Genomic DNA, 13,627 nt, shown 5'->3' with positions numbered 1-13,627 from the left:
TGCTTGCTATCTTTACTTGTTCTTTTTATTGCGCTGATAATGTTTATTTTTCTTAGGTCCATTTACTGCTAAACAAACCTGCATTGTTTTTATTATGTCTTGCAGGTCTACCAATACCAGAAATTTATCAACTCTTGTTATCTTCTGGTAGAACCAAACTCCACACAATAATGATAATCATTTTCATTTAATAAGTCAATTTGATATTGCCCTTATTTTAATCAATCAAGGATATCTGCAAATTGCGCCGTCAATATTTGCGCCAGATCATTCGGATTTAGACCAATATCTAATCCTCTTTTTCCCCCACTTACATAAATTTTGCCAAGTTCTTGTGCAGAAGCATCTATCACAGTTTTCAAACGTTTCTTTTGTCCTAATGGACTAATTCCACCCACTAAGTACCCTGTTAAACGTTCTGCATCTTTTGGATTTGCCATTTGTAGTTTTTTACAGCCAACCGCCGTAGCCACCTTTTTTAAATTGAGTTGATGATTAACAGGTATAATTGCGACAAAATAATTTTTTTCATCAGTTACAAGTAGCGTTTTAAAAACTTCATTTACATCAAGATTTAATTTTTCGGCAGCTTCTAAACCGAAACTTTTAGCATTTGCATCATGTTCATATTCATGAATAGAAAATTCGATTTTATTACTTTTTAACAGTCTACATGCAGGTGTCATAGGATTTTAGATTTTAATGAAATGATATTGATTATATTTATTTTAGAGAAAAGTTTAAAATTTGCTTAGGCTATTTACGTCATTTACATGAAAAATCAAACAGACACTGAACAAAAAACAATCTGAACTTGATATTGAGTAGATGACTCCAATATATTTAATTGAGATTTAAAGTCTGAACTGGCAAATTTATGAGTTACAAACACAATAATCTGATGGCAATGCGTCACCGTTTTTGGGATGAATCTTCAGATCATGTATTAAATGAAAAGCAATTTTTACAGCAGACCTTAATCGAACAAGGTATTTTTAATAATGCCACTTTTGAGGATGTTAAGTATTTTTTCTATACACTACCGAGCATCGTTATTGTAAAGGCCCATGCTCTTGGTTTTATGCATGATTCTGTCAAGCAAATGGTTATTCAACATATTCAAGCTAATCGTATCCACTTAATGCAAAAAGCTGAATTAAAAATTCAGTTTAAAATGTAAGTTAATGATTAATATTTAATGGCTTTTTAATCTAGTTCCTCTTTCTGGAGAAATTGTATTTTAATTTTTATTATATTGCTTAGGCTATTTTAGAAAATTAAGATATAAAATGATACTTTCAACTCACCATTCAGTCTGAGGGAACTATTTTAATACGTTCAAAACATGTAATATTCGTTACAATTTTAGATCACCAGCGTTTGGCTGCATGATGCGCATAGGATTCTATTTTCATGTCAAATCAGAACGATAAGCTTAAGAGTTTAAAAACTTCTTCCATGGATCGACGCTTATCAATCGCGAAAGCTTCTTTACTGGCAGGAACACGTTGGGCTACTGCAAGTGCCTCTACCCTTTTTTCTAGTGAAGAAGAAAAAGAGAAGAAGCGTAAAAAGGCAATGAGCGAACAAGCTAATTATCTTGTTTCTGAAATTGGCAAACTTAAAGGTTCTATTGTTAAGATTGGCCAAATGATGGCTCTTTATGGTGAACATTTTTTACCAGAAGAAATTACTCAGGCGTTAAATACCTTAAACAACCAAACGGTTGCTTTAGACTGGCCTGCGATTAAGCCACATTTACAAGAACAACTTGGTTCTAAGTTAAACGATTTAACCATTGATCATGAACCTATTGGTACAGCGTCTCTTGCACAAGTTCATCGCGCAATCCGCAAATCAGATGGATTAGAGTTAGTTTTAAAAATTCAATACCCTGGTGTAGCGAGTGCAATTGACTCAGACATGAGTCTATTTAAAAACATGCTTAAGCTTACACGTATGGTTCCTCAGACACGTGAGTTTGATCAGTGGTTTGATGAAGTACGTGAAATGATGCATCGTGAAGTCAATTATGATGTTGAAGCAGCAACCACTCGCCGCTTTGGTGAGCGCTTAAAAGATGATGAGCGCTATATTGTCCCTACAATTGTAGATGATTACTGCACAGATCAAGTCTTATGTATGACGTTTGAACGCGGCGTACCTATTAATAGTCCTGTTATGCTTTCTCTTCCACAAGAACGCCGTAATCAACTTGGTGAAGCGTCATTAGAGATTGCAGTTCGTGAGATTTTTGAGTGGGGTGAAATGCAAACTGACCCTAACTTTGGTAACTACCTAGTTCGTTTAGGTAATGGCCAAGATGTTCAGGACAAAATCGTACTATTAGACTTCGGCGCGATTCGTCAGTTCGATGAACACTTACTCTCAGTTGCACGTAATCTCATACAAGCGGGTTATCAGCATGATAAACATGCGATGGTCCAAGCAATGACTGGATATGAGTTTTTCGATGCAATGCCTGAAAGTATTAAACCTGGCATGGCAGATGTATTTTTACTTGCGACAGAAGCATTCAGCACATCTGCAAATAATCCAGATATGCCAGCCGGCCTGATGGATGAACATGAACGTTATGACTGGAAAAAAAGCCAGTTACATAGTCGTGTTATGCAGCAGGCAAGTAAATCAATGGCATCCCGATATTTCTCTGTCCCTCCAAAAGAGTTTATGTTTATTAGCCGTAAGTTTATTGGTGCATATACATTTATGACTGTTATTGATGCCAAGACAAATGTACGTCGTATGATTCGTAACTTTGCTTAATTTGATCACGACTAGAATGGCTCAATGTCATTCTAGTCAATGCAAACAAAATTATTATTTTTAAGAACTAATTTTTATTTATAAAATCAAAAACATAAAATCAAGTCTATTTTATTTTTACCATTTATCTACTCTTTTTTTGAATGTCAGTAACGACATAGTTTTTTCTTATACTGCGTGTCAGCATAAACCAATAACAATGTGTTAGGACACCATAATCATGACAAATATGATCAATAAAGCCCAAGGGTTGGGTTTATCGCTGATCACAAAATTAGCTGGAAGCGATGTACTTGATCAACTCAAACTACGTAAATTTCTTGAAAAGTCTCTTTATCAAGGTTCAAAAGCTGGCTTTAGAGCATTAAGCCAAACTCAAAAAGCATTTAAACCTAAACAAATTCCACAACAACGACTACCTCAGCAAAAGAAAAACCTATTTGATTTAAGCCTAACTGAAGAACAACAAATGACTTCTGAAGCAATGTCTCAATTTGCTAAAGAAGTTTTACTAACATTAGCTCATGATGCCGATCAAGCAGCACAATTTCCAGAAAGTCTTTGGCAATATGTTGAAGATTTAGGACTAAATTATTACGCCCTACCAGAAGCACTAGGTGGCGTTGCTGCTGAACAAAATATTGTAAGCAACTTACTGATTGCTGAAAAACTAGCTGAAGGTGATTTTAGTCTTACAGCGGGATTACTCAGTACCTTTAGCGTTATTAATGCAATCACACATTGGGGATCTGCCGAGGTTCAATCAATGTATCTGCCATGTTTTGCTGAAGACTCAGACATTACAGCAACCTTTGCAGTACAAGAAGCAACTCCAGCATTCAACCCTTATGTTTTAAAAACAAAAGCTTCTCTTGAAAATGATCAATTTTACATTGATGGTGAAAAAACCTTAGTCATTTTAGGTGATTTGGCTGATGTGTTATTGGTGAGTGCTGACTTTAATGGCAAGCCAGATGTATTTGTAGTGCAAGTGGGTGACACTATTTCCATTAAGAACACTCCGGCAATGGGCCTCAAAGCAACAGAGACAGCTACTTTAAAATTCAGCCACACACCTGCTCTACGACTAGGTGCAACAGATTTTGATTACACCGCCTTTGTAGATTTGGGCAACTTGATGTGGTGTGCAATGGCTGTAGGTACATGTGAAGCTGTAAAAGCCTATTGTATTAAATATGCCAATGAGCGAACTGCTTTCGGAGAACCAATTTCACATCGTCAAAGTGTCGCATTCATGATTGCAGACATGGCAATTGAAATTGATGCTATGCGTATGCTGATTTTAAATGCAGCAAGTCTTGCTGAAGCTGGTAAATCTTTCCATCGTGAAGCATATTTAGCTCGTCTTCTTTGTGCAGAAAAATCCATGAAAATAGGAACAGATGGCGTACAAATTTTGGGTGGTCATGGCTTCACAAAAGAACACCCAGTTGAACGTTGGTACCGTGATTTACGTGCGACCGCAATTTTACATTCTGGCTTACATGCTTAAGATCAATCTGAGGACATTTTCATGAATTTACAAAATCCAAAAAAATTCAAAATGATGATTGATCAAGCACATGATGTTGCTATCAATGTATTACGCCCTATTTCCCGTAAATATGATAAAGCAGAACATGCTTATCCCAAAGAGCTTGATATGCTTGCCTCACTCATCGACGGTATGAACGAAGGTGGCGAAGGAATTAATGCAGGTGCTGCTGGTGCAAGCAAACGGGGTGAAACAGATAATGAAGGTGTCCGTAACGGCACCAACATGTCGACGGCACTAGGTATCATTGAAATGTGTTATGGCGATACTGGGCTATTACTCAGTATGCCACGCCAAGGTTTAGGAAATTCTGCAATTGCTGCTGTTGCAAATGATGAGCAACTAGAACGCTTTAAAGGTACTTGGGCTGCAATGGCGATTACTGAACCCGGCTGTGGTTCAGACTCTGCTGCTATCCGTACTACAGCAACTAAAGATGGTAATGACTACATTTTAAATGGTGAAAAGATTTTCGTAACCTCAGGTGAACGTGCAGACTCTGTGGTTGTCTGGGCTACCCTTGATCGAAAACTTGGACGTGCAGCCATCAAATCATTTGTAGTGCCTAAAGGCACGCCTGGAATGAAGGTGGAGCGCCTTGAACACAAATTGGGAATTAAAGCTTCTGATACAGCAGTTATTAGTTTTACTGACTGCCGTGTACCAGCAGAAAATCTTTTAGGTAATGCCGAAGTGGACGTTGCTAAAGGTTTCGCAGGTGTAATGGAAACTTTTGATAATACACGCCCACTTGTCGCTGCTATGGCCATTGGCTGTGCTAAATCTTCATTAGAACGTATTAAAGAAATTTTTAAAGATCAGTTGGACCCAAATTACTCAACGCCATATTTGCAAACATCCAATCTTGCGGCACAAATTTACCGTATGGAGGCCGAATGGGAAGCAGCACGGTTACTCATGTTGAAAGCAACATGGATGGCTGACAACAAGAAACCAAACTCAAAAGAAGCTTCCATCGCCAAGGCAAAAGCAGGCCGTGTAGGCAACGAAATCACTTTGAAGTGTGTCGAGTTAGCAGCAAGTGTTGGCTATAACGAAGATGAATTACTTGAGAAATGGGCACGTGATTCAAAAATTCTTGATATTTTTGAAGGAACTCAACAAATTCAGCAGCTTATTATTGCTCGACGTGAGCTTGGTAAATCATCAAGCGAATTAAAATAAGAGCGTTGCAAGTAAGTTAAAACTTCCTTACTGCTTAGTACTACTCTATCTACAAAATAAAAACCCTCTAATCATATGATTAGAGGGTTAGGTATTTCAGGTATATATTTTTTATTTATTTAACTGGCGTAACTTCTAATGACTTATCAACTACACCGAATTTTTTAAAGATTTTTGCACGACGTTTTGGTGAAATATTTGCTTTATTTAAATCACCTTTGTAGTGATCAAATACACGCTTGTCCATCATTTTAAACCACAGTGAAGGAATTAATGCTGGTAGCAACATACTTGCATAACCACTTGGTAACTCAGGTGCTTCATCAAAATGACGCAGTGCTTGGAATGGACGAGTCGGATAAGCATGGTGATCTGAATGGCGCTGTAACTGATATAAGAACAAGTTTGTCACTACGTTGTTATTATTCCAGCTGTGCTCTGGCATTGTGCGTTCATACTGACCATTTTCTTTTTTCTGGCGTAGCAAACCATAATGCTCAATATAGTTAATAATTTCAAAAAGACTAATACCGTAAAATGCTTGCGTCGCTAAATACGGAATCGTACCTTTACCAAAAAGTCCAATCATCGAACTATGAAAAGCAGCAGTCATACCCCAGCCTTGCAGTAATTCATTATCGAGTGACCAAAACTCTTTACCTTTACGTTTTAATCGGTTTTTCTCAATTTCAATTGCTGACTTGAAAGAACCAATAACTGTACGCGGCCAGAATTCATAGAATGTTTCACCCATCCGTGAAGATGCAGGGTCTTCAGGCGTTGCCGCACGCTTATGATGGCCATATGGATGCTCAATACGGAAATGGTTGTAACCTGTAGGCACCAAAGCAAGATGAGATAAAATATGGTCAATACGATCATGTTTATGGCTTAGTTCATGAGCAGTATTAATCGCAATACCATTGATTGCACCCATTGAAATACCAAGTAATATTTTATCTATAAAAGAAGTAGTTTTACGGCTTGTTAAATAACATGCATAAACGTTTGCTGCATATTGTAATGGGATAAAGCTCTTCACCAAGCGTGAATAATACGGATCTTTTTCTAGAAGTTTAATTTCTTCATCAGTTGGATTACGTGCATCTTTACCAATAATCGTATCAATTGCAGGAATCACAACATGTAATAAAAGTGGGCCACCCAAAGCAAATACTTTCTTTAATGGGCGTGGACCAAAATGGTAACCAGCTAAAATACCTAAACCAATTACAGGTAGAGCCGGACTAATCATCCATAAATAGCGCTTACGATCTATTTCACGCATAGACGCTGGCACTGGCATAAGTTCTTGCTGAACATTTACTGGTGCATTCATAGTCATATTTCCTTTTTCTATATATCTATATAGTTAAAGAAATACCATTTGCTTAACAGTTGTAACCGTCCAAAAAACCTATTTCAAAGTCTTTGGCATTTTCTTCCACTTTTTTGTCCTAAAAACACATGTTGATCTATTCTTACAGCTCACTATAATTTTATTAAAATAATGATTGATCACGTAAACATGGATGCACTAAGTAAATTTTTTGATGATATCCACTTAAATAAGTCAGAATATATCTATATCAAAGCACAAAATGAATGGGCTTTTAAAACACAAGATCAATCTGCTTTACTTGCTTATATCGTTTTAACCGGTTCTGTATATATTCAAATAAATGCTTCAGAAAAAATAACAGCCAAGGCTGGAGATATTATTTTAATTCCCTCTGGAAAAGCTCACCATGCTACAGACTCAAAAGCGACTGCAAGTAAACTTGTAGATCCTGTAGATATTACTCCGTTATTTAACGGACATCGACAAGACCCGATTGAGCTCGGTTCAGCAGCATCTGAAAATACATTACTGCTCTGTTTACGCTGTCAAGTTGATACTCATATGGCAGGACCACTTATTAATGCATTACCACCTATCATGCATATTCAACGAGAGAACCAAACCACTCCTCCTGAATGGTTACAAATAGGACTGTATTTTTTAGCAGTCGAAACACAAAAAATTCAACCTGGGCATGACAAGATTATCGATCATTTAGTGAGTATTCTTTTAATTGAATGTATTCGTGATCATATTCAACAAATGTCAGATCAGCAAAACTGGTTAGGTGCCTTAACTCACCCTGAGTTGAGTAATGCTCTATCAGCAATTCATAGTCAACCTGAAGCAAGCTGGACTGTCGAATCATTAGCTGAACAATGTTGCATGTCACGATCTAAGTTTGCCAATCTTTTTAATAGTATTATTGGTGAACCTCCTCTTACATATTTACAGCATTATCGCTTTCGTTTAGCGAGCCAATATCTGCGTACAAGCAATTTATCAATTCAACAAATTTCAAATAAAGTTGGTTATTCTTCAGAAACAGCGTTTAGTCAGGCATTTAAAAGAGTATTTGATTTATCGCCTAAACAATATAGACAAAACTATATTGGGAGTAGTCTAGATCAGTAATAAAAAAAGCGCCGAAGCGCTTTTTTTATTACATAAGTTTTATTTGATTTTAGCGTGTGACTTTAAGTATTCGCTGTAATCTTCAAGTATTTGCTGCCCACGAGACTGGCGATAAAGCTGCTGTAATTGCTTTAACTGGTCGGCTGGCATAGCATTTACCGCAGCTGAATTTACATTAGATACAGCAACAACGACTAACTCATTTGGTAAGTTTGCTGTTGTAACAGACCACATACCAGGTTTTGGCGTAGGAACACTAAATGCTGCACGCTCAATTGCACGTTTCAAACCTTGTGAGCGAGTAAATACACCTGCAGATTCAAAAGGTACCTTATTTTTTGCAACAACCTGTTCAGCTGGCTGAGTTTTGAATTCAGTCAACATTGTAGCAATTTTTGCTTGAGCCGCTTTACGTGCTTTTTCATCGATTACTTTAGCTTTCGCTTCATTCATCGCTTGAGCAATTGGTTTAACACCAGCTGCATGATAGTCACGTACTTTAATCCAGACAGTATCGCCATTCGCTAATTGAATATTTGATGAAGCATTACGATCACCATTTTTCACATCATCGTTAAACAATTTAATTTTTACGTTTGGATCACTTAATTGCGGGTTTTGAGTAGCTAAAGTTACACCATTTAAAGATTCAATTTTTGTACCTTTGACTTGTTGTACAACTGCATCTAAAGAATCATTACCAACAATCGTTTCATTCAAACTATTAACGGTATCTGAATAAACAGTAGCAACTTTATTCTTTTCAACTTCTGCAGTTAAGCGTGACTTCTCAGCATCAAATGAAGGAATTTGAGTCGCTGGGGTTTCTGCTTCAATAATGTGGTAACCATATTGTGTTTTTACTGGCTGTGAAACTTGACCATTTTTCAAACTTAAAACAGTTTTATCAAATGCATCAGAGAAAATACCTGGTGCATATGCCTCAACTAAGCCACCTTTCGCTTTCGAAGTGGGATCTTCTGAAAACTGGGCTGCTGCTTGAGCAAATGAAAGACCACCTTGGATTTTTGCGTATACATCTTTAGCAAGCTTTTGGGCTGCTGCATCATCACGACCATCAGTCGTAATAAGAATATGTTTAACAACACGTTTAGCATCTTTTTGCTGAGATTCTACAAACTTCGCATAGGCTTGCTTAAGCTCAGCATCTGTTGCTGGTGCAGGCTTAGCCATTAAAGATGGAGATAAAACAACATAATCCACATCAACTGAAGCAGGCTGTTTAAACTCATTCTGATGTTTGTTGTAATAGTCAGTAGCTTCTTGATTCGATGCAGTTAAGCCAGTTTTATAACTGTCTAACTTAATACTAGCCAAATGTAATGTACGTTGTTCTGTTTGCAAATTCGCAATTTGCATTAAATCAACTTTACTTACTAAAGAATAATCTGAGAAAGTTGAAGTCAACATTTTCAAAGCGTGATCTTGACGCAAGCTCGCAATTAAAGCTTGGCTTGTCATACCAATCGAACGCAAATAATTTTCATATAATTTTTGTGAAAACTGGCCATTTTCTTGCAAACTTGGCTGTTGAGCCAACATTTGCTCGATTTGCGCATCACTTAAAGAGATACCGAGTTTTTCAGCTTGCTGAATGAGTAAATTACGAGATACCAATATATCAAGTGCTTTTGCTTGAATTACCGGTAAATTAAGTAAACTTTCATCACCCTTTACAGCAGCTAAATATTGTTCTTTATACCTTTGCGTTAAAGTTTCAAGGTCTTTTTTTGATACGTCCTGTCCATTGACAGTTTTTGCGACATCTGCCTTGTTTCCCCTATTAAAATATCCATTAATACCTACAAGCGCTAAAGGGGTCAAAAACAAAATTAAAAGGACTTTGCCTAGCCAACCCTTAATGACTGTACGAAAAGATTCCATAAGTATTCCAATATTTTATTTCGAGGAGAATTTTAACTGAAAAACCACAATGAATGAATGAGCAATATTGGTCAATTCAGATTTTTAATAAAAAACGCGCCTATATTGGCGCGTTTAATCATCTTAAAAGATTAAGCAACTGAATCTTTAAGACCTTTACCAGCTTTAAAGCTAGGTACTTTTGTTGCTTTAATTTGAAGCTCTTCACCAGTTTTAGGGTTACGGCCAGTACGTGCAGCACGTTCTTTAACACTGAAAGTACCGAAACCAACTAAAGTTACTGTGTCACCTTTTTTTAGTGCTTCAGTAATTGACGCAATTGTCGCATCGAGTGCCTTGCCTGCATCAGTCTTAGATACTCCCCCTTTTTCAGCAATTGCATCGATTAATTCTGATTTATTCATGAATAAAACATCCTCTTAATATCGTTTGTTTAAGGTCCAAGGCTATAGTTTAAAAGGCCATGACGCCTTTATAGCAATGCTTTGGGGGAAAACGCAATACTAGAGCAGAGCTTTTAGCAAAAATAAATGCTAAAAAACTGTTATATATTTGCTAAATCCCTACATTTTTTTACTTTTCATTCAATTTTGCCTTCAATTTTTGATTTTCTTCAATTAAAGCATCAACCTTTATATGCAGTTGAACCAAGAGTTGTTCTATGTGCTGTAAGTCCTTAGGAGTAACTAAGCCAATTCTATTTAAAGAATGATTCACACTGGTATCTAAGATTTTTTCAACTTTGTCTTTGGTGTCAGAAACAGACTCTTTGGCTTTTTCGGTTACTTTACCAACAGTTGTATCAGCTAAATCACCTGTTTTGGACTCAAGCTCTTCACCTACTTTGACTAGCGAGTCAAATAGTTTATTGCCTTCTTCTTCAGCACGAGAAAAAGCACCTAGACCTGCTAACCAGATCTGTTTAGTATACTTTCTAAAATCTAATGCAGACTTCCTAGAACTTTTTGATTTTAATTTATTTTTTTCTTCTTGCTCTTCTACTTGTGTTTCTATATTTGCATTATCCATTGATCTAAGCTCCTGATCGGATGAGACAGACGAAGTCTTATTTAACCACAAAATATTCTTATAATATCAAAGTCAAGACTTGATACATTTATGAAACTGTTCTACAAAACAATCATGTCATGTAAATATATTTAACAGGACATTATGCTAAGTTTGAGATAGGATGTCTCATTCCCTCAATTAATCTATAATATTTAAGGATAAACTTTTATGAGTGAAACGCAACAAAGACAAAAACATCCACGTCTGTTGCTGAATATTGTTCTAATTATTTTAGAAACTTTTTTCTCATTTATTCTCACCCACGATGGTGTTCTTCGCTTGCAAGCGAAAAAGTTTATTGCTAATAAAATCACAATCCGCATTAATAGCTATTTGCCATTTTTCGACTTCTATGTGCAATTTACTGAAAAAGGCTTGCTATTTGATATTCACTCATATGACCGTCGTATTGACTTAGAAATAAATAGTACACTTATTGATCTTATCAAAATTTTCGCTTTCTCAAATCAACGTAGTTTAAACAACATGCGAATTGATGGAGATTCAGAAACTAAAAAAGAACTCATCGATTTAATTTCACATCTCACATTACCTAAACTTCTAGCGGACTGGAAACAATGGTTCAACGCGCCAGATGACGAAGCTGAGACACTTGCTTCACGCAAAAGAATTGCCCCATTACTTGAAAAAATTGATCAACAACGTTCAGAGATCAATTCATTAAATGTAGAAATTAAACAATATCAGAATCGAATTGCACGTTTACAGCAACGTCAACGCAATATTAACTTGTGCTTTGGTATAATTAGCCTAATATTTTTTGCTTATTTGATATATAATTTATGGGCAGCATAACTCATTTTTTTCTATCTTGATCCTACACTTGAATTAAAAATAAAAAAACTTGACTATTTTAGTCGGGATTCATAAAATCCTATTATCTAGTCTTAACATGTGTATCGAATCATGCGCCTTACAACTCGCGGTCGCTACGCAGTGACTGCTCTTCTTGATTTAGCTTTGCAGCCAACTGAACAAACGATCACGCTCGCCGAAATTGCCGCACGTCAATCTATTTCAGTTGCTTACTTAGAGCAGTTGTTCGCTAAACTTAAGCGTCATGGGTTAGTTTCTAGTGTTCGCGGTGCAAATGGTGGTTACCATTTGGCTCGAAACGCTGATGAAATTACTGTGTTAGAAATCATTGAAGCCGTAAATGAAACTGTTGATGCAACGCGTTGCGACCATAAAGGTAACTGCCAAAATGGTGCAATGTGTCTGACTCACGATTTATGGCAAGAACTCTCTCATCATATTGCCGACTATTTAGCCAAAATCACTCTTGCCGACCTCATTAGCCGAGACAACGTTCAAACTGTTGCACTACGCCAAAATGTGACTGGCATAGATTCAGCTCTTTTATCGGGTACAGGTATTTGATATGAAACGTCCAATTTATCTTGATTACGCAGCAACCACTCCAGTAGATCCGCAAGTTGCAGAACGTATGATGGAGTGTTTAACTTTCGACGGTACCTTTGGTAATGCTGCATCTCGTTCCCACGCTTATGGCTGGCAAGCAGAAGAAAAAGTTGAATATGCACGTGAGCAAGTCGCAAATTTAATTAAAGCTGACCCACGTGAAATCGTTTGGACTTCTGGTGCAACCGAATCAGATAACCTTGCTCTTAAAGGTGTAGCTCAATTCTACGCTTCTAAAGGCAAACATATCATTACAAGTAAAATTGAACACAAAGCTGTTCTAGATCCTTGTCGTGAATTAGAAGAACAAGGTTTTGAAATTACTTACCTAGAGCCACAACCACAAACAGGTTTAATTACTCCTGAGATGGTGAAGGCTGCCCTTCGCCCAGATACTATTCTTGTTTCTCTTATGATGGTAAACAATGAAATTGGTACAGTTACAGATGTAGCGGCGATTGGTGAATTAACACGTGCCAACAAAACATTTTTCCATGTAGATGCAGCACAAGCAGCTGGTAAAGTTGATATCGACTTATCTACTATGAAAATTGATCTTATGAGTTTCTCTGCTCATAAAATTTATGGTCCAAAAGGTATTGGCGCATTATATGTACGTCGTAGCCCACGTGTTCGCTTAAAAGCACAAATTCATGGTGGTGGTCATGAGCGCGGTATGCGTTCTGGTACTTTGGCTACTCACCAAATCGTAGGTATGGGTGAGGCTTTTGAAATCGCAGGCAAAACCATGCATGCAGAACAAGAGCGTCTTCGTAAACTTCGTGACAAACTTTGGAACGGTTTACAAGATCTTGAACAAGTGTTCTTAAATGGCCACCCGACTCAAAACGTTGCAAACTATTTAAATGTCAGCTTTAACTTTGTTGAAGGTGAATCTTTAATGATGTCGCTTAAAGATGCTGCCGTATCAAGTGGTTCAGCTTGTACTTCTGCAACTTTAGAGCCTTCATATGTTCTTCGCGCATTAGGTTTATCTGATGAGCTTGCACACAGCTCAATTCGCTTTAGTTTTGGTAAATACACGACTGAAGAAGACATTGACCACGTGCTTACAATTACCAAAGCCGCTGTTGAGAAATTACGTGAACTTTCTCCGCTTTGGGATATGTACAAAGAAGGTATCGATCTTTCTACAGTTGAATGGGCAGAACACTAATTATTGAAATTAGTGTTTTAACCCTCAT

Annotated in this window: 13 protein-coding genes; 8 read left to right on the top strand and 5 right to left on the bottom strand. The window is 37.0% G+C overall.

Annotated elements, in window-relative coordinates:
- Positions 1–221: 221 nt before the first annotated feature.
- Positions 222–686, bottom strand: a complete 465-nt coding sequence (gene ybaK, locus B554_RS0117290; RefSeq protein WP_019459037.1) for a Cys-tRNA(Pro) deacylase — start codon at positions 684–686, stop codon at positions 222–224.
- 191 nt (positions 687–877) lie between these two features.
- Between ybaK and B554_RS0117285 the strand changes: the two genes are divergently transcribed.
- The 4 genes from B554_RS0117285 (at position 878) to B554_RS0117270 (ending at position 5,527) form a co-directional block, all read left to right on the top strand.
- Positions 878–1,180, top strand: coding sequence for a hypothetical protein (locus B554_RS0117285; protein ID WP_004701894.1), 303 nt, complete (start codon positions 878–880; stop codon positions 1,178–1,180).
- 233 nt (positions 1,181–1,413) lie between these two features.
- Entirely contained in the window at positions 1,414–2,787 is a 1,374-nt protein-coding gene (locus B554_RS0117280; protein WP_019459035.1) for an ABC1 kinase family protein, read from the top strand.
- 229 nt (positions 2,788–3,016) lie between these two features.
- Positions 3,017–4,300 carry an acyl-CoA dehydrogenase family protein gene (locus B554_RS0117275; protein ID WP_171057805.1) on the top strand — a complete coding sequence of 428 codons (1,284 nt, stop codon included), beginning with the start codon at positions 3,017–3,019 and terminating at the stop codon, positions 4,298–4,300.
- Positions 4,301–4,321: 21 nt separating this feature from the next.
- A complete protein-coding gene (locus B554_RS0117270; protein ID WP_019459033.1) occupies positions 4,322–5,527 on the top strand; it encodes an acyl-CoA dehydrogenase family protein in 1,206 nt (401 codons plus the stop codon).
- 115 nt (positions 5,528–5,642) lie between these two features.
- Here B554_RS0117270 and B554_RS0117265 read toward each other — a convergent pair whose 3' ends face one another.
- On the bottom strand, positions 5,643–6,866 hold the full coding sequence (locus tag B554_RS0117265; RefSeq protein ID WP_019459032.1) for an alkane 1-monooxygenase: 1,224 nt from the start codon (positions 6,864–6,866) through the stop codon (positions 5,643–5,645).
- Positions 6,867–7,055: 189 nt separating this feature from the next.
- On the opposite strand from B554_RS0117265, the gene B554_RS0117260 reads away from it, so the two are divergent.
- On the top strand, positions 7,056–8,003 hold the full coding sequence (locus tag B554_RS0117260; RefSeq protein ID WP_019459031.1) for an AraC family transcriptional regulator: 948 nt from the start codon (positions 7,056–7,058) through the stop codon (positions 8,001–8,003).
- A 39-nt stretch (positions 8,004–8,042) separates the two neighbouring features.
- Here the strand turns inward: B554_RS0117260 and B554_RS0117255 are convergent, their stop codons facing one another.
- From B554_RS0117255 to B554_RS0117245, 3 genes are all read right to left on the bottom strand, one after another.
- On the bottom strand, positions 8,043–9,908 hold the full coding sequence (locus B554_RS0117255; RefSeq protein WP_019459030.1) for a SurA N-terminal domain-containing protein: 1,866 nt from the start codon (positions 9,906–9,908) through the stop codon (positions 8,043–8,045).
- Positions 9,909–10,039: 131 nt separating this feature from the next.
- On the bottom strand, positions 10,040–10,312 hold the full coding sequence (locus tag B554_RS0117250; RefSeq protein WP_001043034.1) for an HU family DNA-binding protein: 273 nt from the start codon (positions 10,310–10,312) through the stop codon (positions 10,040–10,042).
- 169 nt (positions 10,313–10,481) lie between these two features.
- Positions 10,482–10,937, bottom strand: coding sequence for a phasin family protein (locus tag B554_RS0117245; protein WP_019459029.1), 456 nt, complete (start codon positions 10,935–10,937; stop codon positions 10,482–10,484).
- Positions 10,938–11,147: 210 nt separating this feature from the next.
- Here B554_RS0117245 and B554_RS0117240 point away from each other — a divergent pair, with 210 nt between their 5' ends.
- The 3 genes from B554_RS0117240 to B554_RS0117230 all read left to right on the top strand — a co-directional run bounded on the left by B554_RS0117240 (position 11,148) and on the right by B554_RS0117230 (position 13,599).
- Entirely contained in the window at positions 11,148–11,795 is a 648-nt protein-coding gene (locus B554_RS0117240; protein WP_019459028.1) for a hypothetical protein, read from the top strand.
- A 111-nt stretch (positions 11,796–11,906) separates the two neighbouring features.
- Complete coding sequence (locus B554_RS0117235; RefSeq protein ID WP_004701912.1) at positions 11,907–12,380, top strand: Rrf2 family transcriptional regulator; 474 nt, start codon at positions 11,907–11,909, stop codon at positions 12,378–12,380.
- Position 12,381: 1 nt separating this feature from the next.
- Positions 12,382–13,599: an IscS subfamily cysteine desulfurase gene (locus tag B554_RS0117230; protein WP_004701914.1), complete on the top strand. Its 1,218-nt coding sequence runs from the start codon at positions 12,382–12,384 to the stop codon at positions 13,597–13,599.
- Positions 13,600–13,627 lie beyond the last annotated feature (28 nt).

The sequence above is a fragment of the Acinetobacter sp. GG2 genome (assembly GCF_000292385.1).
GTDB lineage: Bacteria > Pseudomonadota > Gammaproteobacteria > Pseudomonadales > Moraxellaceae > Acinetobacter > Acinetobacter seifertii.
This window is presented reverse-complemented; position numbering and strand designations above follow the sequence as displayed.